Source organism: Pseudomonas sp. ZL2, from assembly GCF_054788455.1.
The window spans coordinates 76904-100698 of the sequence record NZ_JBGOGX010000016.1; the positions used below are offsets into that span (position 1 = coordinate 76904).

Here is a 23795-nt window from a genome sequence, read left to right on the forward strand (position 1 = left end):
CAAAAAAACCCTTCAGCCCTTGTCGGCCTTGCCCGCGGCGGCGGCAAACCGCGCCAGGCGCACGTCGAGGTGGCGCGGGCGGTGGCCGTTGTCTTCGGCCTGCTCCTTGCGACGGATGGCATTGCGCACCATCAATGAGCCCAGGTACCGAATCGGCTCCGGCGGGAAATAGCCCAGCGGGCCGTTGACCAGCGGCGAGCGGGTCCACGGGTTGTCCAGGCCCAGGGCCAGCGACGAGAGGATCTGCCCGCCCATATGGCAGGGGCCGACGCCGCTGCCCGAGTAACCAAAGCCGTAGAACACGTTGCCCTGGCCATTAAGCCGGCCAAAAAACGGCAAACCGGTCACCGAACGGTCCGACGGCCCGTTCCAAGTGGCGGCGATCGGCACCTGGGCCAGCGCCGGGAAGAACTCACCCAGGCTGCGGCGCAGCAACGGCTCGTAGGGTGAAGGTTGGTCGAACACCGGCAACATGCGCCCGCCATAGGCGAAGGTATTGCCGCCCTTGCCGAGCATCAACCGGCCATCACTGGTGTTGTGGTAGTAATGCACGAAGATCCGCGAATCGAGCACGCTGATGCCGCTGGTCAGGCCGATCTGCTGGAGCAGTTCGGGTTGCGGTTCGGTGATGATCATGTCACTGGAGACGATCGCCACGCTGCGTTCGAACTGCGGGAAGGCCCGCGCCATCCAGGCATTCAGGGCCAACACCACGCGGCCGGCGCGGACAGAGCCAGAGGCGGTCTCGACCACGGCCTGCGGCCCTTCCTGCAAGCCGGTCATGGCCGTGCCTTCATAAATGCGCACCCCCTTTTGCAAGGCGACCCGGCGCAGGCCGCGCACCAGTTTGCCCGGCTGTACCGTGGCGGCCGCTGGCGAGAACCAGCCTTCCAGATGCTTGGCCGAGCCTGCCAGGCGCTGCACCTGCTCTACCGGCAAGCGGCGGAACGAGTTGATACCCTGGCGCTCCAGGGCGGCAATCACGCCATCGGTGGCGCCGACCTGGGCGCGATTGGTGGCGGTGTACAGGGTGCCGTCCAGACGGTAATCGGCATTGATGCCATGGGCCTGGCAGAAATCACCAATGGCGTAGATGCTCTGCTCCGAGGCCTTGACCAGGCGCACCGCCTCGTCCACCCCGAACAGCCGCTCAAGGGTGAAGTACTTGGCCGACCACGACAGCGCACAGCCGCCGTTGCGTCCACTGGCCCCGGCGCCACAGATGTCGGCTTCAATCAGCACGACATCCAGCGCCGGGTTATGCTCCTTGAGCATGAGCGCCGTCCACAGGCCGGTGTAACCACCACCGACGACGCACACCTGGCAGTCGATATCGCCAGCCAGCGGCGGGCACGTGGGTGCAACTTCCTGGTCCAGCGCCTGTTGCAGCCAGAACGGTCTCATGTGGGCTTCCCTTTAGGTTCAAGTGCGCAGCGGTTTGATGGCCATGGCCGTGTTGGGGGCGACAGCCGGTGTGTGCTCGGCGCTGGCCGGGCGGCTGTTCCAGTGCGGCAGCAGCACCAGGGCGGAGAACAGCGCGCACCCGGCGAACACGATGAACACCGTGACGCTGTCGAAATAGCCCGGCAGCAAGCCGCCGAGAATCGCCCCGACCGAACCGCAGCCGTTGACGAAGCCGGCTGCGGTGGCGCCGGCCTTGGCGGTGCCGAAATCGATGGCTGCCGCGCCGCTGATCATCGAGTCCGGCCCGTACAGGGTCAGGCCCATGACGAACAGCAAGGCCACTACCAGGATCACGCTGCCGGTATTGAGCGCAGCCATGAACAGCCCGAGGGTCACGGTCAGCACGACCAGGCTGATCACGCAGGCTGGCATACGGCGGGCACCGAACAGTTTGTCCGAGGCCAGGCCGATCATGATCGGGCCGAGCAGGCCGGCCAGCTCGAAGGCGGTGGGGATGATCGCCGCACCGACCTTGCCCACCGAGGGCATCTGTTCGAAGACGATCACCGGGCCCCACAACAAAATGGCGTAGCGCGCCGGTTTGAGCAGAAAGTACGCAAGCCCCAGGGTCAGCACCGTGCGGTTGCGCAGGATCTCGCGCAGCGGTGCCCAGATGCTGCAGAGGGTCGAGCCCGGGACCATGCTCTCAGGCTCCGGCTCCACCGCCGGCAGGCCGACGTCTTCAGGCTTGTTGCGCTGAAAAATGAAGAACAGCACCGCCACTACCGCCACGACGGCAGCGCTGGAGATAAACGCCGCATGCCAGCTGCCGATCAGGGTGTAGGCCCACCAGCCGGCGAACGGCGACGCCACCAGGCCGCCGAAGGCATAGCAGGAACTCCACAACCCAAGAACCCGCCCGCGCTGGGAGGACGGGAAGAAGCTGCCGATGTTCTTGCACAAGCCGGCCCAGCCGGTCGATTGCGCCAGGCCCTGGACCAGCATGCAGGTGGCGAAGATCGGGAAGGTCGCGTAGCTGCCCATCACCACCGCCGCCGCCGCCGAGATCACCAGGCCACCGAGTACCACCACCCGCGGGCCGAAGCGGTCGGCGAGCATGCCCCAGGTAAATTGCCCGACTGCGTAGGCGGTCAGGTAGAGGGCGTCGAGGTTGGCCATGGCCATTTTGTCGAGGGTAAAGCTTGGGTCTTCGGCGATGCCGAGCTTGGCTACCGAAAAGGCTTTGCGGGTGAAATAGAACGCGGCGTAGGCCAGCCAGGTGATGGCAAAAATCTGCACGCGCCAACGTTTGATATCTGCGACGTATTTGTTCATGGTGGATCTGACCTCGGAAGCTGAGTGTGCCGGCAGAATTTGAAAAAAACGCCTGTCTTGTTGTTGTGTTGCGCACTGCGTGACGGCCGGTCGAACCCGTCACCTGCTCAGATAGAAACAATTACTGACTGATAAATAAAATCGATTTATCGTATTTCACAAATAAGCTCAGCTTGTAACAGGTGCTGCGATGTCGGTGTCCCATGCTCAGTTGAAGGCTTTTCACGCGGTTGCCCTGCACGGCAGCTTCACCCGCGCCGCCGAACGGTTGTTCCTGACCCAGCCGGCGATCTCCGACCAGGTGCGCAAACTCGAAGAACGCTTCGGCGTATTGCTGTTTCACCGCAACAAGCGTTCGGTGCAACTGACTGACCTGGGCGAGCGCCTGCTGGCGATCACCCAGCGCCTGTTCGTCTGCGAGGCCGAGGCCCATGAACTGCTGCAGGATTCCCGCGCCCTGCAGACCGGCACCCTGGTGCTGGCGGTGGATGCGCCGGTGCACGTGCTGCCGCAGATCGCCCGCTTCTGCCAGCAATACCCGGGGATCAGCGTCAAGATCGAAACCGGCAACACCGACGAGTCGCTGCTGCGGCTGTTCAATTACCAGGCCGACCTGGCCCTGCTCGGTCGTGACGTGGATGACGAACGGTTGCTGTGCGTGCCGATGCGCAGTGACCCGATGGTGGCCTTCGTGTCCCATAACCATCCATGGGCCAGCCGCGGCTCGATCAGCCTGGCCGACCTGGATGACACGCCGATCGTGCTGCGTGAACCGGGCTCGGTGACCCGCCAGACGCTCGAAGAAGAAATGGCCCGCGCCGGCCTGCGCATCCGCGCGGCGATCCAGGTAGAAGGCCGGGAAGCAGCGCGCGAGGCGGTGGTGGTGGGGATTGGTGTGGGGGTGGTGTCGGCCGCCGAGTTCGGCGCCGATGCGCGGGTGTGTGCGTTGCCGATTGTCGACTGCCAGCGGCGCTTGACCGAGACCTTGGTGTGCCTGCGTGAGCAGAGTTCACGGCGGCTGGTGGCGACGTTTTTGCAGATGGTTCAGGACAGCCTCTGAAACCGCGGCGCGGCCATCGCTGGCAAGCCAGCTCCCACAGTAGCTCCTGCTTACCCTGTGGGAGCTGGCTTGCCAGCGATGGGGCCTTCAGCTCAAGCCGCTTCCCTGCCCCGCGCCACTGCCTGCGCCGCCGCCAGCATCGAGCGCAACAGCACCGCGCAACCATCGGCCAGGTCTTCAGGCGCGGCATTCTCGATCTCGTTGTGGCTGATCCCCCCTTCGCAGGGCACGAAGATCATCCCCGCCGGCCCCAGTTCAGCGACAAAGATCGCGTCATGCCCGGCGCCACTGACGATATCCATGTGCGACAGCCCCAGCCCCCCGGCCGCGCTGCGCACCGCCTCCACGCAACCCTCGTCGAAATACAGCGGCGGGAAATCTGCCGTCGGCGTCAGGCTGTGGGTCAGCCCGTGCTGCTGACAGGTGCTGCTGATCACATCCTTGACCTGGGCAATCATCGAATCCAGCCGCGCCGGCTCCAGGTGACGGAAATCCAGGGTCATGCGCACTTCGCCGGGGATCACGTTGCGCGAGCCCGGATAGGCCTGCAGGCAACCGACCGTGCCGCAGGCGTGGGGTTGATGCTCCAGGGCCACGCGGTTGACCGCCGCCACCACCGCGCTGGCGCCGACCAGGGCATCCTTGCGCAGGTGCATCGGCGTTGGCCCGGCGTGGGCCTCGACGCCGCGCAGGGTCAGGTCGAACCACTTCTGCCCGAGCGCGCCCAGCACCACACCGATGGTCTTGTGCTGGTCTTCCAGGATCGGCCCCTGCTCGATATGTGCCTCGAAGTAAGCGCCCACCGGATGGCCGCTGACCGGCCGTGGCCCGGCATAGCCAATGGCGTTGAGCGCCTCGCCGACGCTGATACCTTCGGCATCGGTCTTGGCCAGGGTTTCGGCCAGGGTGAATTTCTCGGCAAACACCCCCGAACCCATCATGCACGGGGCAAAGCGCGAGCCCTCCTCGTTGGTCCACACCACCACTTCCAGCGGCGCTTCGGTTTCCACCTTGAGGTCATTGAGGGTGCGCAGCACTTCAAGCCCGGCCAGCACACCAAAGCAGCCGTCGAACTTGCCGCCGGTAGGCTGGGTGTCGATATGACTACCGGTCATCACCGGCGGCAGTTGCGGGTTGCGTCCCGGACGGCGGGCGAAGATGTTGCCAACGCCGTCAATGGTGACGGTACAACCGGCCTCTTCGGTCCATTTGACGAACAGGTCGCGGGCCTGGCGATCGAGGTCGGTCAGGGCCAGCCGGCAGACCCCGCCCTTGACCGTGGCGCCGAGCCTGGCCAGGTCCATCAGCGACTGCCACAAGCGTTCGCCGTTGATATGCCGTTGGGTCGATTGCAGAACGTCCTGAGTTGTTTGCATGTTCTTCTCCTGCATCACGTGCCTGGCCTCTGCGGGCCATAGGGGCTACACGGTGGGTTTGAGGTTGGCCGCGCGGGCCGCCTTGAGGCTGCCAAGGGCGTAATAGATCAGCCCGCCCAAGGCGGAGCCGGTAAACCAGCCAAAGTCGTAGAACCAGCTGAAGGCGGTGCTGTGCAGCGACAGCAGGGTCAGCACCACCGGCACGCCAAAGGCGATGAAACCGGCAGCGTTCCAGGCCGGATAGACGTCGTCGCGGTACAGGCCGGCGAGGTCCAGGGTCTGTTTGCGGGTGATGAAGTAGTCCACCACCATGATCCCGGCAATCGGCCCGAGCAGGCTGGAATAGCCCAGCAGCCAGTTGGAATAGAGGCTTTCCAGGCTCACCTCGCTGACGATCCAGCCGAGCTTTTTCAGCAGTTCATGGCCCATCAGCAACAGCCCCACCAACCCCGTGAGCAGCACTGCGGTGGTACGCCCGATCCATTTCGGCGCCAGGTTCTGGAAATCGTTGGTTGGCGAGACGATGTTCGCCGCGGTGTTGGTCGACAGTGTGGCGATGATGATCAGGGCCATGGCCAGCGCCACCCACATCGGGCTCTGGATATGCCCGATGAGGCTGACCGGGTCGGACACGGTTTCACCCACCAGCGAGGCAGAAGCTGCGGTCAGCACCACGCCGAGGGCGGCGAACAGGAACATGGTCAGCGGCAGGCCAAAGATCTGCCCGAGGATCTGGTCTTTCTGGCTTTTCGCGTAGCGGCTGAAGTCAGGGATGTTCAGCGACAAGGTGGCCCAGAAACCGACCATGGCGGTCAGCCCGGCAAAAAAGTAGCCGTACACGCTGGCGCCTTCCGGGCGCTTGGGCGGCTGGGCCATCAGCTCGCTGATCGAGACATTGGGCAAGGCCCACACCAGCAGCCCGGCGCCCACCAGCACCAGCAACGGCGCCGACAGGGTCTCCAGCCATTTGATCGACTCGGCGCCACGCAGCACCACCCACAGGTTAAGGCACCAGAACAGCATGAAGCCGATCACCTCGCCGGTGCCGCCCAGCGCCTTCCAGTCCGCCGACAGCGAACCAAGAAACAGGTGGATGGCCAGGCCGCCGAACATCGTCTGGATACCGAACCAGCCACAAGCCACCAGGGCGCGAATCAGGCACGGCACGTTGGAACCGAGGATGCCGAAGGACGAGCGCAGCAGCACCGGAAAGGGAATGCCGTACTTGGTGCCGGGAAAGGCATTCAAGGTCAGCGGAATCAATACCACGGTGTTGGCCAGCAGGATCGCCAGCAGTGCCTCGCCCACGGTCAGCCCGAAATAGGCGGTGAGCACGCCGCCGAGGGTATAGGTCGGCACGCAGATCGACATGCCGACCCACAGCGCGGTGATGTGCCATTTGTTCCAGGTGCGCTCGTGCACCTTGGTCGGGGCGATGTCGTGGTTGTACCGGGGGCTGTCGAGGACGTCGCTGCCGGCGTCGAGTTCATACAAGCCGTCGCGTTCGCTCACCTGCGATCTGGTCTGCTGCATGGCCGCTCCACTGTTGTTGTGTTTTTGGGAGGTGGTTGCATTGCACTGGCATGTGGGCAATCACGGATGCCCATGAGAAATCTTGACCATTTCCACAACCTGTCAAGACGGACAGGACCACTGGTCGTTTTCCTCAAGCCTGGGCAAATCATATAAATTCTTATTAATCAGATAGTTAACTAAGTTATAAGCTTATAAATTAAATATTTGCCCTATCCGAAATCGCCGACTAGATTCAATTCCTGACAGCGATGACAGGTTTTCGCCTACGCTGAAAAAAGTACAAAACCTAGAACCGGTAACAACCGGTCAAGCCTGCGAGGAGCATCTGATGACGCTTATGATTCGTGGCGCCACCCTGATTACCCATGAAGAAAGCTACCGGGCCGATGTGTTGTGTGCCGACGGCGTGATCAAGGCCATCGGTACTGACCTGGAGGTCCCGGCCGGTTGTGAAGTGATCGACGGCAGCGGCCAGTACCTGATGCCCGGCGGCATCGACCCGCACACCCACATGCAGCTGCCTTTCATGGGCACTGTGGCCAGCGAGGACTTCTACAGCGGCACCGCCGCAGGCCTGGCCGGCGGTACCACCTCGATCATCGACTTCGTGATTCCCAACCCGCAGCAGTCCTTGCTCGAAGCCTTTCACCAGTGGCGTGGCTGGGCCGAGAAGTCGGCCAGCGACTACGGTTTTCACGTCGCCGTCACCTGGTGGAGCGAGCAGGTACGCGAGGAGATGGGCGAGCTGGTACGCCTGCACGGGGTCAACAGCTTCAAGCATTTCATGGCCTACAAGAACGCGATCATGGCCGCCGACGACACCCTGGTCGCCAGCTTCGAACGCTGCCTGGAGCTGGGCGCGGTACCCACCGTGCACGCCGAGAACGGCGAACTGGTCTATCACCTGCAGCGCAAGCTGCTGGCCCAAGGCATCACCGGCCCGGAAGCGCACCCCCTGTCGCGCCCCTCGCAGGTTGAAGGTGAAGCCGCCAGCCGCGCCATTCGCATTGCCGAAACCCTGGGCACGCCGCTGTACTTGGTGCACGTCTCGACCCGCGAAGCCCTGGATGAGATCACCTACGCGCGCAACAAGGGCCTGCAGGTCTACGGCGAAGTACTGGCCGGCCACCTGTTGCTGGACGACAGTGTCTACCGTCATCCTGACTGGCAAACCGCTGCCGGATACGTCATGAGCCCGCCGTTCCGTCCGCGCCAGGACGGCCATCAAGAGGCACTGTGGCACGGTCTGCAGTCGGGCAACCTGCACACCACCGCCACCGACCACTGCTGCTTCTGCGCCGAGCAGAAAGCCGCCGGTCGCGACGACTTCAGCCGCATCCCCAACGGCACCGCCGGCATCGAGGACCGCATGGCGGTGCTCTGGGACGAAGGGGTCAACAGCGGCAAATTGTCGATGCAGGATTTCGTCGCCCTGACCTCGACCAACACCGCGAAGATCTTCAACCTGTTCCCGCGCAAGGGCGCCTTGCGCGTCGGCGCCGATGCCGACCTGGTGCTCTGGGACCCGCAAGGCACGCGGACCATCTCGGCCGCCACGCACCATCAGCAGGTCGACTTCAACATCTTCGAAGGCAAGACCGTGCGTGGCATCCCCAGCCACACCATCAGCCAGGGCAAGCTGGTCTGGGCCAACGGCGACCTGCGCGCCGAGCGTGGTGCCGGGCGCTACATCGAGCGGCCGGCGTACCCGGCGGTGTTCGATCTGCTCAGCAAGCGGGCTGAGCATTCGCGGCCGGTCGCCGTTAAGCGCTGAAGAGCATCGCGGGGCAAGCCCGCTCCCACAGACACCGCCGAACCTGTGGGAGCTGGCTTGCCAGCGATGGAAGGCAAAGCCTTCCCCAAAAAAAATAAAAAAAGAGGAACCCACCGTGATCGATTCCCTCAACCACCTCCCCCGACCGAACCAGAACCACGCCAGCCTCGCCGAGCACTTCAGCGACCTGGCGCCTCCCCTCACCGACCGCCAGGCCGTGCTCGAAGCCTCACGCTGCCTGTATTGCTACGACGCCCCCTGCGTCAATGCCTGCCCCAGCGAAATCGACATCCCCTCGTTCATCCGCAACATTCATCAGGAGAACGTCCAGGGCGCGGCGCAGAAGATTCTCTCGGCCAATATCCTCGGCGGCAGTTGCGCGCGGGTGTGCCCCACCGAGATCCTCTGCCAGCAGGCCTGCGTGCGCAACAATCACCAGGAGTGCGCGCCAGTGCTGATCGGCCTGTTGCAGCGCTACGCGGTGGACCACGCCGAGTTCCAGCAACACCCGTTCCAGCGCGCCGCCAGCACCGGCAAGCGCATTGCCGTGGTCGGTGCCGGCCCGGCGGGGCTGTCCTGCGCCCACCGCCTGGCCTGGCACGGCCATGACGTGGTGATTTTCGAAGCCCGGGAAAAAGCCGGCGGCCTCAATGAGTACGGCATCGCCAAATACAAGCTGGTCGACGATTTCGCCCAGCGCGAGGTGGATTTCGTCCTGCAGATCGGCGGCATCGAGATCCGTCACGGCCAGGTGCTGGGCGACAACCTCAGCCTGGCCGAGCTGCAACAGCAGTTCGATGCGGTGTTCCTTGGCCTGGGCCTGAACACCGTGCGCCAATTGGGCCTGGCCAGTGAAGGCGCGCCAGGCATGCTCGCCGCCACCGAGTACATCCGCGAACTGCGCCAGGCCGATGACCTCACCACCCTGCCCGTCGCCGACCGCTGCATCGTCCTGGGTGCCGGCAACACCGCCATCGATATGGCCGTGCAAATGGCCCGTCTCGGTGCCCGTGACGTCAACCTGGTGTATCGCCGTGGCGTCGAGGACATGGGCGCCACCGAGCACGAGCAACACATCGCCAAGGAGAACCAGGTGCGCCTGCTGACCTGGGCCCAGCCTGAGGAAGTATTGCTGGATGACCAGGGCCAGGTGTGCGGCATGCGTTTTGCCCGCACGCACATGTGTGACGGTCGCCTGCAGCCAACCGGGGAAACCTTCGAACTGGCCGCCGATGCGATCTTCAAAGCCATCGGCCAGGCCTTCGATGACAGCGCGTTGAGTGACAGCAGCGGCCAACAGCTTGCCCGCGATGGCGAACGCATTCGTGTGGATGAGCAGCTGCGTACCAGCCTGCCCGGCGTGTATGCCGGCGGCGACTGCACCCAGCTCGGCCAGGACCTCACCGTCCAGGCCGTGCAGCACGGCAAGCTGGCCGCCGAGGCCATGCATGCGCACCTGATGCTCAATGTGGAGGCTGCATAAATGGCTGACCTGTCGATCGAATTCGCCGGTATCAAGGCGCCCAACCCGTTCTGGCTGGCCTCCGCGCCGCCTACCGACAAGGCCTATAACGTGGTCCGCGCCTATCAGGCCGGCTGGGGTGGCGTGGTCTGGAAAACCCTCGGCGAAGACCCGGCCGCGGTCAACGTCTCGTCGCGCTACTCGGCGCACTACGGGGTCAACCGCGAGGTCATGGGCATCAACAACATCGAGCTGATCACCGACCGCTCGCTGGAAATCAACCTGCGCGAAATCACCCAGGTGAAGAAGGACTGGCCCGACCGCGCACTGATCGTGTCGCTGATGGTGCCCTGCGTCGAGGAATCCTGGAAAGCCATCCTGCCGCTGGTCGAAGCCACCGGCGCCGACGGCATCGAACTGAACTTCGGTTGCCCCCATGGCATGCCCGAGCGCGGCATGGGCGCAGCGGTCGGCCAGGTGCCGGAGTACGTCGAGCAGGTCACCCGCTGGTGCAAGACGTACTGCTCGCTGCCGGTGATCGTCAAGCTGACGCCGAACATCACCGATATCCGCCAGTCGGCCCGCGCCGCCCATCGCGGCGGCGCCGACGCGGTGTCGCTGATCAACACCATCAACTCAATCACCAGCGTCGACCTGGAGCGCATGGTCGCCAATCCCATCGTCGGCGACATGAGCACCCACGGCGGCTACTGCGGCTCGGCGGTCAAACCGATCGCCCTGAACATGGTCGCCGAAATCGCCCGCGACCCGGCTACCCACGGCCTGCCGATCTGCGGCATCGGTGGCATCGGCAGCTGGCGTGACGCCGCCGAATTCGTCGCCCTGGGCTGCGGCGCGGTGCAGGTGTGCACGGCGGCGATGCTGCATGGATTTCGCATCGTCGACGAGATGAAAGACGGCCTCTCGCGCTGGATGGACAGCCAGGGCTACCGCAGCCTCCAGGAGTTCCAGGGCCGCGCGGTGGGCCACACCACCGACTGGAAGTATCTGGACATCAACTACCAGGTGGTAGCCAAGATCGACCAGGCGGCCTGCATCAACTGTGGCCGCTGCCACATCGCCTGCGAAGACACCTCGCACCAGGCCATCGCCAACCTCAAGCAGGCCGACGGCAGCCACCGTTATGAGGTGATCGACGCCGAATGCGTGGGCTGCAACCTGTGCCAGATCACCTGCCCGGTGCAGGACTGCATCGAGATGGTCCCGCAGGACACCGGCAAACCGTTCCTCGACTGGCTGCATGACCCGCGCAACCCCTATCGCGAAGCGTCCTGAGGCATAAGGTAAAAACAGCGAGGGAGGATCATTGATCCTCCCTCGCGTGCATTCGCTCAGCGCAGGTCACTGCGCCGGTACAGGCTCAAGCCCACCGCCAGCGCCGCCAGCATGCCGGCGCAACTGCGGTTGATCCACTGCATGGTGCGCGCCGAAAAGCGCCGCATGGCGTGCCGCCCGCCATAGGCGTAGACGGCCATCATCAGCCCGTCGATCGCCGCGCTGGTGATCGCCAGCACCAGGTACTGCTCGGCCACCGGTTGCTCGGGGCGAATGAACTGCGGCAGGAACGCCGAGAAGAACAGCAAGCCCTTGGGGTTGGACAAGCCGACGAACAAGGCCCGCAAGAAGGCTGAACGCCCCGTGGCGCCAGCGCTCACCGTGCTACGTTGCAAGGCCCCGCTCGGCGCCCGCCAGAGCACCCAGGCCAGGTACAGCAGGTACACCGCGCCCACCCACTTGACCACGCTGAACAGCTGCTCCGAAGCCTGCAGCAACGCCCCCAGGCCGCAGCCCACCGCCGCAATCAACAGCAGGTCGGAGAGCATCGCCCCGGCCATGCCGAAACCGGCCACGCGCATGCCGTGGGAAGCGCCATTGTTCAGGGCCAGGAGCATCGCCGGGCCGGGGGTGATCATCACCGCGCTGGCGGCGATAACGTAGAGCAGCAGGGTCGAGGCTTGCATGGCGGGCTCCGCGGGCAGAAAGGCCCAAGCATGCCTCGGCCAGGCTGATCATGGCAATCGTGCCATCCCGCGAATGCCTATATCATGGTGGCTAGAGGAACATATCCACGAGGAAGGAATCGTCATGCTGTACCGCCTGGGCGCCGATGGTCTGGTGCTGTTTCACCTGTTGTTCATCCTGTTCGTGCTGTTTGGCGGTTTGCTGATACTCAAATGGCGCGGTGCGATGTGGTGGCACTTACCGGCGGTGTGCTGGGGGACCGCCGTGGAGTTCTTTCACCTCACCTGCCCGCTCACCGAATGGGAAAACCGCCTGCGCCAGGCCTCGGGCCTGGCCGGTTACGAAGGCGGTTTCATCGAGCATTACATCTGGCCGATCATCTACCCGGCCGGGCTGACGCCGGGTATCCAGCTGGTACTCGGCTCGGTGGTGGTGCTGGTCAACGGCCTGGTCTACCTGCGCGTCCTGCGCCAATGGCAAGCGCGGCGCCAGCAGCGCATTGCCTAGCGTGTGGCGACGATAAACAGGCGCGGAAACGGCAACAACACCGTGCCATCAGCCGCAGGCGGATAAGCCTGCTCCATGGCCTGCAGGTAGTACTGTAGAAAGTCTGCCTGCTCCTGCGCATCCAGCGCCGCCAGATACGGCCGCAGCGCCGACCCCTTGAACCACTCCACCACCGCCGGCGCACCGCCCGCCAGCGGGTGGTAGTAAGTGGTGCGCCACACGTCCACGCGCTGGCAATGGGGGCTGAGCACATCGTAGTAGTAGGCGGCGGTGTGCCGTGGCGGCAGTTGCAGGTCACCGACCTTGCCGGCCCAGCTACCCAGCCTGGCGATCTCGCGAATCTGCCGGTGGGCCGGCTCATCGAGGTTGTCCGGGGTCTGGATGGCCAGGCTGCCACCGGCCACCAGCTGGCGCACCAGGTGCGGGTACAGCTGGGCATGGTCGGGCAACCACTGCAGGGAGGCGTTGGCGAGGATCACATCGACGCCCTGTTCGGCGCTCCAGCTGCCGATATCACCCACTTCGAACGCCAGCTGCGGCAAGCGCTGGCGGGCGGCGGCGATCATGTCTGCAGAGCTGTCCAGGCCGGTGACCTGCGCCTCGGGGTAACGGCTGGCAAGCACTTGCGTGGAGTTGCCCGGGCCGCAGCCAAGGTCGACAGCGCTGGCTACCGTCTGGTTGGGCAGCGCCGCCACCAGGTCGCGCACCGGGCGCGTGCGTTCGTTCTCGAAGGTGCTGTACTGCGCGGCTGACCAGGTCATCGCAGGTTTCCTTTAGTGGCCTTGGGAATTCGAGCGTGGCCCTAGCATGCCGGTTACCCGCCGATTAGGAAACCTCACGCAGCAGCGCCGCCAGCTTGCGCCCGGCAAAACGCAGCTGCGCCGCTGTCAGGGCGGTGAAGCCGATCATCACCGCAGGCGGCAGTTGCACCTGCTGGCAGAAGCTGCCGATCGGCTGTAGTTGCAAGCCTTGATTGGCCGCGCGCTGGCAAAAGTCCTGCTCATCCGTCCCCTCTGGCAACCACAGGACAAAGTGCAAACCGGCTTGCTGCCCGGTCACTGCAAAGCAGCCCGGAGCCTGCTCGGCCAGGCACTCGAGCAGCAAATCACGGCGCTGCTGATAGGCCTGGCGCGCCTGCCTCAGGTAGCGCACGAAGCTGCCATTGGCCATGTACTCGGCCAGGCCCAGTTGCTCGGTGACCCCGACTGCGCCACCGGTGCCCTGCAGGGTGGCCAGCAACGGCTCGCGCAGGCTGGCCGGCACCAGCATGAAGCCCACGCGCAGGCCGGCGAACAGGGTCTTGTTGAAGCTGCCGCAGCAGATCACCCGGTCGCTTTGATCCAGGGCCTTGAGCGCCGGCAGCGGCGCATTGTTGTAGTTGAACTCGCTGTCGTAGTCGTCTTCGACGATCCAGGCATCGGCACGATTGGCCCAGTCCAGCAACATCAGCCGTCGCGACACCGACAGGGTCACGCCCAGCGGTGACTGGTGCGCGGGGGTCACGCAGGCCAGGCGGGCATCAAGGTGGCGCTCGAGCAGCTGGTCATCGATACCCTCGGCCGTCACCGGCACCGCGACCACCTGCGCCCCGGCCCGCTCGAACAACGACCTGGCGGTGCGGTAGCCGGGGTCTTCGACGCAGGCCTTGTCGCCTGGGCAGATCACGCTGCGCGCCACGAGGTCGATGCACTGGCGAATGCCGCTGGTGACGATCAGGTCCTGGGCATTGCAGCGTATGCCGCGATAGCTGCGCAGGTAGTTGGCAATCCGTTCGCGCAGGGCCGGCAGGCCGGCCGGGTCTGGCGAACTGAGCAAGGCGGTCGGTGCGCTGGCCAGGGCCTTGCCCAGGGCCTGGGACCAGGCCTTGACCGGGAACAGTGCCGGGTCGGCCAGGCGCGCGACAAACGGCACCCCCACCTGCACACCGGTAAGGCTCGAGGCTGCCGGCTCGCTGAGCGGCTGCTGCGCCAGTGCCAGTGCCAGTGGCGGGCCGCTGCCGGCAGCGATGAACAGGTCAGGAACGACCGCGCAGACCCGCGTACCGGAGCCGGCCACCCGGCTGACATAGCCTTCATCGCGCAAGCGCTCGAACACCAGCTCCAGGGTGCCGCGCGACAACTGCCAGCGCTCGGCCAGGGTTCGTGTCGAGGGCAGGCGGGTGCCGGCTGGCAGGCGCTTGTCGAGTATCGCATCGCGCAAGGCGGCATAAGCGCCTTGCTGTTTGCCCTGGGCCAATGCCGGTGGCAGCGGTAGATCGAGGGCGATGGCGGCTTTGCCTGTGCGCATAGTGGTCCAATCAAATTTGCTCTTAATGGCGCTGCCGATTAAACCACATTGGCCGTTAAGGTCTGCGCACCAACAACAAGGAAATGCTCCATGCGCACCACCCCCTCGCCCGGCCCACGAACCTGGCTGCTATTACTGCTGATGATTGTCTGCCTGCCGCGGGTGGCCCTGGATATCTACCTGCCCGCCCTGCCCGACATCGCCATGGCCCTGCACGCCAGCGACGCCCAGTTGCAATTGACGCTGACCCTGTACATGGTCGGCTACGCCCTGAGCATGCTGATCAGCGGCCCGCTGTGCGACCGTTTTGGCCGCCGCCCGTTGTTGCTGCTCGGCGGCACTATTTACCTGGTGGCGAGCCTGGCCTGCAGCCTGGCCAGCAGTGTCGAGGTGATGATTGCCGCACGCCTGTTGCAGGCCCTGGGCGGTTGTTGCGGGGCAGTCATCGGCCGGGTGATGGTGCGTGACCACTTCGACCGCCAGCAACAGGGCCACCTGCTCGGTTACCTGTCCATGGGCATGGCGCTGTCGCCGATGATCGCGCCACTGCTCGGCAGCCTGATCGAAACCACCCTGGGCTGGCGCTGGATTTTCCTGCTGCTGAGCCTCAGCGCCGCCCTGAGCCTGCTGCTGATCGCCCTGCGCCTGCCGGAAACCCGCCCGCTGCACGCTAACGGGCAGCGCCACGAGCCGGTGCTGAAGGTTTACCTGCGGCTGCTCGGCGACGGCTACTTCATGCGTTATTCACTGGCGATTGCCTGCGTGTATTGCACCTACTTCCCGTTCATCGCCGAGTCCTCGACCCTGCTGCAACGCCGCCTGGGCCTGAGTTCGCTGCAGTACGCCGCAGTCTTCGCCGTCACCGTCGGCGGCTACCTGGCCGGCTCGCAGCTGTTTCGCCGGCGCAGTGGGCGCCACAGCGCCGATGCCTTGCTCGGCCAGGCCATGTTCCTCAACCTGGGGGGCGCGCTGCTGCTGATGCTCGCCACCCGCCTGTGGCCCGAGGCATTGCTGGCGATCGTCCTGCCGATGCTGCTGATCATGCTTTCGGTGGGCCTGGCCATTCCGGCCTGCCAATGGGCGGTGCTGCAACCCTATGCGGCTATCGCCGGCAGCGCCTCGGGGTTGTTCTTCTTCATCCAGATGGCCTTCACCGCCCTGTGCAGCCTGGTCATCGGCCAGTTGTCCGATGGCAGTGCCGGCCCCTTGGCGGGCATGACCGCGCTGGCCAGCCTGGCCTTTGCCCTGGTGCTCAAGCTGTTACGCAGCGAAGCGATTACCCTCAAGGCCAGTTCCGGCTAACATGGGCGATTACCTCACTTGCCGGAAGCCTGCCATGAGCCTGACCATCCGCCCTGCCCGGCGCGACGACGCCGCCCAGATCCTTGCCTTCATTACCGAACTGGCTGACTACGAACGCGCCGTCCACGAGGTGATCGCTTCCCAGGCCGACATCGAGCGCACCCTGTTCGATGACGGCGCCAAAGCCCTCAGCCTGATCTGCGAGCGCGACGGCCAGGCCATCGGTTATGCGGTGTACTTCTACAGCTACTCGACCTGGCTGGGGCGCAACGGCATCTACCTCGAAGACCTGTACATCACCCCCGAGCAACGCGGTGGCGGCGCCGGTAAACAGCTGTTGCGCCATATCGCCATCGAAGCCTGCGAGAACGGCTGCGGACGCCTGGAATGGAGCGTGCTGGACTGGAACGAGCCGGCCATCCAGTTCTACAAGTCCCTGGGTGCCCTGCCCCAGGATGAATGGGTCCGCTACCGCCTCGAAGGCGCCGGTCTTGAGGCCTTCGCCCGCGGTTGAGTGGCTGGGCAAGGGCGGCGCAATCGGCTAAGGTGCGCGCCTTGCCCTGCTCTCGCCTTGCCAAGGAATGCACTGAATTGAAGGCTTTGTTTCGCTCCCTCCCGTCATTGTGCCTGGGTGCTGCCCTGGCAGCCTGCAGCGCCACCCCCGCCGACCCGGTCAGTTTTAAGGAAAATGGCCTGTATGGCCTTAAAGACCCCAGCGGCAAGGTCATCGTTGCGCCGTCCATCGAGCTGCAACCGGTTTACCACGAAGGCATGGCAGCCGTTCGCATCAACAACAAATGGGGCTACATGGACCGCAAGGGGCAGTTGGTCATCCCGACCCTCTACAAGCGCCCCGGGCCGTTCAGCGATGGCCTGGCAGGCGTCTGCCTGACGTATTCCGAGTGTGGCTACATCGATACCCGGGGCCGCACCGTGGTGCCGTTCGACTATGACTGGGTAGAGGGTTTCGACGAAGCCAAGGACGGCCTGACGGTAGTCGCCAAAGGCAACCTGTTCGGCATGATCAACCGCAAGGGCGAGCAGGTGATCCCCCTGCGCTTCAGCTCGCGGCCCATTACCGAGAAGGGCTATGTGCTGCTGAACGACAGCGCCAGCAAAAAAAGCGGCCTGATGAACACATCCGGCAAAGTGGTGCTGCCTTTCGAATACGACGGCTTCGCCTACAATACCTGGGGCGGACGGCTGATCAACGACAATCTGCTGAGCGCGGCAAAAGAAGGTAAATGGGGCTTTATCGACCTTAATGGCAAGGTGGTGCTGCCTTATATCTATGACAGACCCGGTTTTTTTCGTGACGGCAAGGCCATCGTCCAACGCGATGGCAAGCATTACCGGATCGACCGCCAGGGCAATGAAACACCCTTGGAATACGAGCCGTTGAAGCTCCCCTGATAGCAGTTCCGCCGATTTGAACCTGGTGCGCAGGAGCATTGCCCATGGTCGTGAAAGCCAACAGCCAGACCTTCACCATCCTCGCCCAGGACCCGGCGGTGCGTAATGCCCACGGCGAGTTGCTGTTCGCCCGGGTCAGCGTGCCGCTGGAAACCCTTGGCCTGGGCCCCACCGGCTACCGCCTGAAGGTGGTCGACTTCGATGCCTCGCGCAACCAGCTGTACCACGCCCACGCCTATCAGCAGGATACCGCCAGCGGCTGCATGATCGACCCTTTCGATCCGCCTGGCGAGGCGCTGCTGGGCAATCCGGCATTCCATTGCCAGCACGTGTACGCGGTGGTCATGCGCACCCTGGCGCGCTTCGAGATGGCCCTGGGGCGCCGGGTTGGCTGGGGCTTCGACGGCCATCAGCTGCACGTGGTGCCGCACGCCTTCGTCGAAGCCAACGCCTTTTACTCGCGGGCTGACCGGGCCTTGATGTTCGGCTATTTCAAGGGCCTGGACGGCCAGCACGTGTTCACCTGCCTGTCCCACGACATCGTCGCCCACGAGGCCACCCACGCGATTCTCGACGGCTTGCGCGGCGGTTTCATGAACGCTTCCGGGCCCGATCAGGCGGCCTTCCATGAAGGTTTTGCCGATGTCGTGGCGCTGCTGTCGGTGTTCTCCCTGCGTGAAATCATCGAGTTCGCCCTGACCAATGGCGGGCGCATCGAGCTGACCGTGCAGGGCGACCGCCGACTGCTCAATGGCGACCAGCTGAGCCAGCAGAACCTCGCCGAATCGCTGCTGTTCGGTATCGGCGAAGAGTTCGGCCAGCAGCTCGAAGGCCTGCGCGCCAATGCCCTGCGCCGCTCGGTGATGCTGCCGCCCTCGGCCGACTACCTGAGGGACGAGCAGTTTGCCGAAGCCCACAACCGCGGCGAAATCTTCGCCGCCGCCATGCTGCGCAGCATGCTCGCCCTGTGGGTGGCGCGCCTGGGCGAGCTGGGTAATTTTGGCGACAACCTGTACAACCTGCGCGAAGTGGTCGAGGAAGGCGCCAAGGCCGCCGACCAGTTGCTGACCATCGCCATCCGCGCCCTGGACTACTGCCCGCCGCTGGACCTGGAGTTCGGCGACTACCTGGCCGCCCTGCTCACCGTCGATGCCCAGGTGGCGCCGGACGATTCGCGCTACGACTACCGGCTGATCATCCGCACCACTTTCGAGGCCTTCGGCATCGTCCCGCCAGCAGCGCGCACCGATGCTGACGGCTGCTGGCACGGCTTTGCCGACAACGGCCAGGTGCAATATCGCAACAGCCATTTCGACTCGATGCTGCGCGACGACGAAGAGGTATTCCGCTTTCTCTGGGAGAACCGTGCGGTGCTGGGCATCGACGAGCGTGCCTACACCGAGGTGGTGTCGGTACGCCCGAGCATCCGCCTGGGCACCGACGGCCTGCTGCTGCGCGAGAGCGTGTGCGAATACATCATGAAGGCCAACATTTTTGGCGCCGAGCTCAAGAGCGTGTGCAACATCAGCCCGCGCCCGGCCTGGATCAAGACCACCGACGCCCTCACCGTCTACGGCGCCGGCACGCTGATTTTCGATCAGTACGGGCGCATCAAGTACCACGTCCAGCGGCCGCTCAATGACGGCCAGTGGCAGCTGCGCCGCTTGAGCTACCTGGCCGGCCTGGACAGCAGCGAGCTGGACCTGCGCAACCCCTTGGCCCAGCTGCACCGCCAACGCGCCTGGCAGGTGGGCCCGCTACGCGAGGAGCAAGCATGAGCCCGACCAGCCTGACCCTCTATGCCTACCAGGTCGGTTTTGGCGACTGCTTCCTGCTGCGTTTCAACTACCCCGGCGAGGTGCGCCGCCATGTACTGATCGACTTCGGTTCCATGGGCATGCCCAAGGGCGTCGCCCAGGGCCAGCGCCTGCTGGCCATTGCCGAAGACATCAAGGCCAAGTGCGCGGGCAAGCTCGATGCGGTGGTCGCGACCCACCGGCATGCCGACCACATCAGCGGCTTTGCCACCAACCGCGCCGGTACTGCCAGCGGTGATGTGATTCGTACCCTCGCGCCGGAACTGGTGCTGCAGCCCTGGACCGAACAGCTGGAGCTGGCTGAAGACGCCAGCGCACCCGAGCAGCCCGGCCTGCGCGGCGCACGCAGCATGGCCCAGACCCTCAAGAGCATGAATGCCCTGGCCAGCGCCGTGGTCACGCTGCTCGACCAGGGCAGGCACGGGCTGTCCGAAGACCTGGCCAGTCGGCTGGGCTTTATCGGCGAAGACAACATCTCCAATGCCAGCGCCGTGAAGAACCTGGCGAGCATGGGCCAACGCAACGCCTTTGCCTTCTTCGGCAGCGCTGATGCCCTGGCCGAGCTGTTGCCCGGCGTGCGCACGCATATCCTCGGCCCGCCCACCGTCGAGCAGAGCGCCTCGATTCGCAAGCAGCGCAGCCGTGACCCGGCCGAGTTCTGGCACCTGCACCGGCAGTTGCTCGATGCCCAGGTCAACTCGCCGAACGACGATCCGGGGCCTTTTGCCGACTACCCGGCGACCCGGGGCAGCAAACTGCCCATGAGCACCCGCTGGATCGCCCGGCGGGTGCGCGAAGCCCGTGGCGAGCAGTTGCTGCAGATCGTCACCGCGCTGGACAAGCAAATGAACAACACCAGCCTGATCCTGCTGTTCGAGGTGGCGGGCAAGAAACTGCTGTTCCCGGGCGATGCGCAGATCGAGAACTGGAGTTACGCGTTAAGTCACCCAGAAATTCGCGAGCTTCTGGCGGATGTCGACCTGTACAAGGTCGGTCACCATGGCAGCCTCAATGCCACGCCGAAAAGCCTGTGGGGCGGCTTTCGCAAGCGCGGCAAGGCCGGTACGGCGCAGCGCTTGACCAGTGTGTTGTCGACCATGCCCGGCAAGCATGGCAACCCCGGGGCGGGCACCGAAGTGCCGCGGCGGCCGTTGCTGGAGGCGCTGGGCAAGGAGAGTGAGTTGCACAGTACCGACGGGTTGGAGCCGGGAGTACTGTATGAGGAGCTGGAGTTCAGCTTCTGACGGTCAGGGCCCTATCGCTGGCAAGCCAGCTCCCACAAGATCAGCATCCGCAGTACCTGTGGGAGCTGGCTTGCCAGCGATGCTTTTGATCAGGGCTCCAACCCGATACCCCTGAGGATCACACTGGTCACCGTCTGCACCGCCCGCTCGAACTGCAGCTCCGACAATGGCTGGTGATCATTGAGCAGCCCCACCTGGTGGCTGAAGTCGGCATAGTGCTGGGTCGAAGCCCAGATCATGTACAGCAAGCCCGATGGCTCTACCGGCAGAATCCGCCCGTCCTCGATCCACTGGCGGATCTTTGCCTCTTTCATCTTCGCCCAGTCATACAGCGGATCATCCAGCGCCGCGCCAAGGTTCGGTGCGCCATGGATGATTTCGTTGGCCCAGACCTTGGAGCCATGCGGCCGGGTACGCGAATGGTTCATCTTGGCCCGGATGTAGCTGCTCAAAACAATGCGCGGATCGTCATACAGCTCGAAGCACAAGGCATCCTGCTTCCACACATCGAGCAGGCCGAACAGCACCGCCTGGTACAGCTCGGCCTTGGTGCTGAAGTAATAGTGCACATTGCTGCGCGGCAGCTCCGCGGCCTCGGCGATGTCGGCCATGGCCGTGCCGGCGAAGCCTTTTTCGGCAAAGACCTTTTCGGCCGCCAGAAGGATGTTGTCAACGTTGCGTTGACGAATGCTGAGCTTGTGCTGGGCCATGGGCGAATCCGTTGCGACTGACCCTGCAAGGCTACCACTGCCGGGGCATTCGTGCGCTGCAAGCAAAAAGGTTGTGCCGTCACGGGCATTTTTCTGCGCCCGCACAGTCGCAATACTGCACGCCGTGTTTATCAACGTCCGCACTGGAGGAACCCGCTAATGACTATTCCCGCCCTCGGCCTCGGCACCTTCCGCCTCAAGGACCAGGTGGTGATCGATTCGGTGGCCACCGCCCTGGAACTCGGTTACCGCGCCATCGACACCGCGCAGATCTACGGTAACGAAGCCGAAGTCGGCCAGGCCGTGGCCGCCAGCGGCATCGACCGTGACGAGCTGTTTGTCACCAGCAAGATCTGGACGGACAACCTGGCCGCCGACAAGCTGATCCCCAGCCTCAAGGACAGCCTGAGCAAGCTGCGCAGCGACTACCTGGACCTGACCCTGATCCACTGGCCATCGCCCAAGGGCGCAGTGCCCGTCAGCGAATTCATGGGCGCCCTGGCCGAAGCTCAAAAGCAGGGCCTGACCCGGCAGATCGGCGTGTCCAACTTCACCATCGACCTGCTGCGCCAGGCCATCGAGGTGGTCGGCGAAGACGCCATCGCCACCAACCAGATCGAGCTGCACCCGTACCTGCAGAACCGCAAACTGGTGGACTTCATGCACAGTCAAGGCGTTGCCGTGACCTCGTACATGACCCTGGGCTACGGCAAGGTCCTGGAGGATCCGGTCATCCAGCAGATCGCCGCGCAACACGCCGCCACCCCGGCACAGGTGACTCTGGCCTGGGCCATGCAACTGGGCTATGCGGTGATCCCGTCCTCGACCCGGCGCGAGAACCTGGCCAGCAACCTCAAGGCTCGTGAACTCAAGCTGAGCAATGAAGACATGGGCAGAATCGCCACCCTCGACAGCGGCCTGCGCCTGACCAGCCCCGAGCACCTGGCGCCGGCCTGGGACTAACCGCGGGCGGTGCAGGCCTGGGCCAGGTTCAGGTACTGCAGGCGGTGTTGCCGGCCGCAGGCGTTGGCGTTGCGCCAGGGGATCAACGGCGCCGAATCAGGTAACCTGAACGGCAGACAACGCCTGCGGACGCACCTTCATCATGGAACTCCACATCAGCCTGCAAGGCCGCAAGGGCCTGGCCGAGCAGCTTTACCAACAGCTGCGCGACGGCATCGACAGCGGCCGCCTGGCCGCCGGCACGCAACTGCCACCCAGCCGCCTGCTGGCCGAACAACTGGGGGTGTCGCGCAAGACCGTGGCCGAAGCCTATTCGCGCCTGACCTACGACAACCTGCTCAGCGGCCAGGTCGGCAAAGGCACCTTCATCAGCCCTTCCCCGACCCGTACCCCGGCACCGACGGCGGCCATCCCCCTGGCCAGCGCCGCGACCCTGGCCAAATGGCGGGCCCGCGCCAACCCGCTGGCGGACCTCAAACTGCCGACCTTGCGCTACGATTTCATCGGCGGCGCCTCAAGCAAGGTGCAGTTCCCCTTCGATGACTGGCGCCGCTGCAACCAGTACGCCTTGCGCCAGATCCGCCACAGCAGCGCCCGCTACAGCGCCCATCAGGGCCTGCCGGAGTTGCGCGAGGCGATTGCCCGGCATATCGCCTTCGCCCGCGGCGTACGCTGCAGCAGCAATGATGTGCTGGTGTGCAACGGTGCCCAGCAAGCCCTGGACCTGATCGCCCGGGTGCTGATAGAACCCGGTTGCCAGGTGGCCATGGAAGACCCGGGCTACACCCCGGCGCGCCAGTTGTTCCTGGCCCAGGGCGCCGAACTGCAGTGCGTGCCGGTCGACGCTGAAGGCATGTGTGTGGAGCAGATCGCCCCAGGCACGCGGCTGATCTACGTAACCCCGTCACACCAGTTTCCGCTGGGCATGCCGATGAGCCCGGCGCGCCGGCAGGCCCTGCTCGCGCGCGCCGCACAGTTGGGCGCGATCATCATCGAGGACGACTACGACAGCGAATTCCGCTACGAAGGCCGGCCCACCGACTCGTTGCAAAGCCTCGACCGCAACGGCCTGGTGGCCTATGTCGGGACCTTCTCCAAGACCCTGTTGCCGGAGCTGCGCCTGGGTTACTGCATCGTCCCCGAAGCGCTGCGCGAAGCGATCTGCATTGCCAAGCAACTGACCGACTGGCATACCCCGACCCTCAACCAGTGGGCCCTGGCGCAGTTCATCGGCGAAGGCTCGCTGCTTAAGCACATCCGCCGCGTGCACGAGGTCTACGCCGCGCGCCGCGAACGGATCCTGGCGCGCCTGCAGGATGACCTGGCGCCGTGGTTCGAGGTCGTGCCGGCCACTGCCGGTTACCACATGAGTGCCCTGGCCCGGGGTAACCTGGACGTCGAGTTCCTGATCAGCATGGCGCGCAAGGTCGAGGTCGGCCTCTATTCATTGGCCCCCTTCCATGCCCGGGTGCCGGTGCGCCAGGGCCTGCTGCTGGGCTTTGGCGCCATCGAACTGCTGGACATCGACCCGGCCCTGGACCGGCTGCGCGACACCCTCCAGGCCATGGGTTGATTGGCCTCCTGACAAAGAACAAAATTGGCTATTCGGGCTCGCCCGGCCTG

20 protein-coding genes are annotated in these 23795 nt (G+C 64.7%); 12 read left to right on the forward strand and 8 right to left on the reverse strand.

The features are described from left to right. Positions 1–12: 12 nt before the first annotated feature. Both ABM562_RS13785 and ABM562_RS13790 read right to left on the reverse strand, forming a co-directional pair. Complete coding sequence (locus ABM562_RS13785; RefSeq protein WP_115087222.1) at positions 13–1404, reverse strand: FAD-dependent oxidoreductase; 1392 nt, start codon at positions 1402–1404, stop codon at positions 13–15. Between the two features lie 18 nt (positions 1405–1422). Next, the gene (locus tag ABM562_RS13790; RefSeq protein ID WP_115087223.1) at positions 1423–2739 is read right to left on the reverse strand and encodes an MFS transporter; all 1317 of its coding nucleotides are present in this window, start codon (positions 2737–2739) and stop codon (positions 1423–1425) included. 190 nt (positions 2740–2929) lie between these two features. On the opposite strand from ABM562_RS13790, the gene ABM562_RS13795 reads away from it, so the two are divergent. Beyond that, the gene (locus ABM562_RS13795) at positions 2930–3799 is read left to right on the forward strand and encodes a LysR family transcriptional regulator (RefSeq protein ID WP_134063169.1); all 870 of its coding nucleotides are present in this window, start codon (positions 2930–2932) and stop codon (positions 3797–3799) included. 92 nt (positions 3800–3891) lie between these two features. On the opposite strand, the gene ABM562_RS13800 is transcribed toward ABM562_RS13795, so the two are convergent. Continuing rightward, on the reverse strand, positions 3892–5175 hold the full coding sequence (locus tag ABM562_RS13800) for a Zn-dependent hydrolase (protein ID WP_115087225.1): 1284 nt from the start codon (positions 5173–5175) through the stop codon (positions 3892–3894). A 45-nt stretch (positions 5176–5220) separates the two neighbouring features. Further along, positions 5221–6708 (reverse strand): NCS1 family nucleobase:cation symporter-1, encoded by a 1488-nt coding sequence (locus tag ABM562_RS13805; protein WP_233674263.1) that lies wholly within the window; start codon positions 6706–6708, stop codon positions 5221–5223. A gap of 331 nt (positions 6709–7039) precedes the next feature. Here ABM562_RS13805 and hydA point away from each other — a divergent pair, with 331 nt between their 5' ends. From hydA to preA, 3 genes are all read left to right on the forward strand, one after another. Continuing rightward, the gene (gene hydA, locus ABM562_RS13810; protein WP_134063175.1) at positions 7040–8485 is read left to right on the forward strand and encodes a dihydropyrimidinase; all 1446 of its coding nucleotides are present in this window, start codon (positions 7040–7042) and stop codon (positions 8483–8485) included. Between the two features lie 115 nt (positions 8486–8600). Further along, positions 8601–9968 (forward strand): NAD(P)-dependent oxidoreductase, encoded by a 1368-nt coding sequence (locus ABM562_RS13815; RefSeq protein WP_460422339.1) that lies wholly within the window; start codon positions 8601–8603, stop codon positions 9966–9968. Continuing rightward, positions 9969–11243: an NAD-dependent dihydropyrimidine dehydrogenase subunit PreA gene (preA, locus tag ABM562_RS13820; protein WP_233674262.1), complete on the forward strand. Its 1275-nt coding sequence runs from the start codon at positions 9969–9971 to the stop codon at positions 11241–11243. It begins immediately after the preceding gene. Between the two features lie 56 nt (positions 11244–11299). Here preA and ABM562_RS13825 read toward each other — a convergent pair whose 3' ends face one another. Then, a complete protein-coding gene (locus ABM562_RS13825; protein ID WP_115087229.1) occupies positions 11300–11929 on the reverse strand; it encodes a LysE family translocator in 630 nt (209 codons plus the stop codon). A 124-nt stretch (positions 11930–12053) separates the two neighbouring features. Between ABM562_RS13825 and ABM562_RS13830 the strand changes: the two genes are divergently transcribed. Next, on the forward strand, positions 12054–12437 hold the full coding sequence (locus ABM562_RS13830; RefSeq protein WP_460422342.1) for a DUF2784 domain-containing protein: 384 nt from the start codon (positions 12054–12056) through the stop codon (positions 12435–12437). Here ABM562_RS13830 and tam read toward each other — a convergent pair. Together tam and pdxR (ABM562_RS13840) are read right to left on the reverse strand one after the other, a co-directional pair. Then, positions 12434–13198 carry a trans-aconitate 2-methyltransferase gene (tam, locus tag ABM562_RS13835; RefSeq protein WP_115087230.1) on the reverse strand — a complete coding sequence of 255 codons (765 nt, stop codon included), beginning with the start codon at positions 13196–13198 and terminating at the stop codon, positions 12434–12436. The two genes, ABM562_RS13830 and tam, sit on opposite strands and share 4 nt — an antisense overlap. Positions 13199–13262: 64 nt before the next feature. After that, the gene (gene pdxR / locus ABM562_RS13840; protein WP_460422344.1) at positions 13263–14723 is read right to left on the reverse strand and encodes a MocR-like pyridoxine biosynthesis transcription factor PdxR; all 1461 of its coding nucleotides are present in this window, start codon (positions 14721–14723) and stop codon (positions 13263–13265) included. 90 nt (positions 14724–14813) lie between these two features. Here pdxR (ABM562_RS13840) and ABM562_RS13845 point away from each other — a divergent pair, with 90 nt between their 5' ends. From ABM562_RS13845 to ABM562_RS13865, 5 genes are all read left to right on the forward strand, one after another. Beyond that, positions 14814–16025, forward strand: coding sequence for a multidrug effflux MFS transporter (locus ABM562_RS13845; protein ID WP_115087232.1), 1212 nt, complete (start codon positions 14814–14816; stop codon positions 16023–16025). Positions 16026–16059: 34 nt separating this feature from the next. Further along, positions 16060–16539 carry a GNAT family N-acetyltransferase gene (locus tag ABM562_RS13850; protein WP_038995679.1) on the forward strand — a complete coding sequence of 160 codons (480 nt, stop codon included), beginning with the start codon at positions 16060–16062 and terminating at the stop codon, positions 16537–16539. A gap of 77 nt (positions 16540–16616) precedes the next feature. Further along, the gene (locus ABM562_RS13855; protein ID WP_166675702.1) at positions 16617–17438 is read left to right on the forward strand and encodes a WG repeat-containing protein; all 822 of its coding nucleotides are present in this window, start codon (positions 16617–16619) and stop codon (positions 17436–17438) included. Between the two features lie 44 nt (positions 17439–17482). Beyond that, positions 17483–19216, forward strand: coding sequence for a hypothetical protein (locus tag ABM562_RS13860; protein ID WP_460422346.1), 1734 nt, complete (start codon positions 17483–17485; stop codon positions 19214–19216). Next, the gene (locus ABM562_RS13865; protein WP_460422348.1) at positions 19213–20499 is read left to right on the forward strand and encodes a hypothetical protein; all 1287 of its coding nucleotides are present in this window, start codon (positions 19213–19215) and stop codon (positions 20497–20499) included. The genes ABM562_RS13860 and ABM562_RS13865 overlap by 4 nt, the downstream gene beginning before the upstream one ends. Before the next feature lie 89 nt (positions 20500–20588). Here ABM562_RS13865 and ABM562_RS13870 read toward each other — a convergent pair whose 3' ends face one another. After that, on the reverse strand, positions 20589–21209 hold the full coding sequence (locus tag ABM562_RS13870) for a TetR/AcrR family transcriptional regulator (RefSeq protein ID WP_115087236.1): 621 nt from the start codon (positions 21207–21209) through the stop codon (positions 20589–20591). Positions 21210–21368: 159 nt separating this feature from the next. Here ABM562_RS13870 and dkgB point away from each other — a divergent pair, with 159 nt between their 5' ends. Together dkgB and pdxR (ABM562_RS13880) are read left to right on the forward strand one after the other, a co-directional pair. After that, positions 21369–22172: a 2,5-didehydrogluconate reductase DkgB gene (gene dkgB / locus ABM562_RS13875; RefSeq protein WP_460422350.1), complete on the forward strand. Its 804-nt coding sequence runs from the start codon at positions 21369–21371 to the stop codon at positions 22170–22172. A gap of 142 nt (positions 22173–22314) precedes the next feature. Next, positions 22315–23745, forward strand: a complete 1431-nt coding sequence (gene pdxR, locus ABM562_RS13880; RefSeq protein WP_134063188.1) for a MocR-like pyridoxine biosynthesis transcription factor PdxR — start codon at positions 22315–22317, stop codon at positions 23743–23745. The last annotated feature ends 50 nt before the right edge of the window (positions 23746–23795 follow it).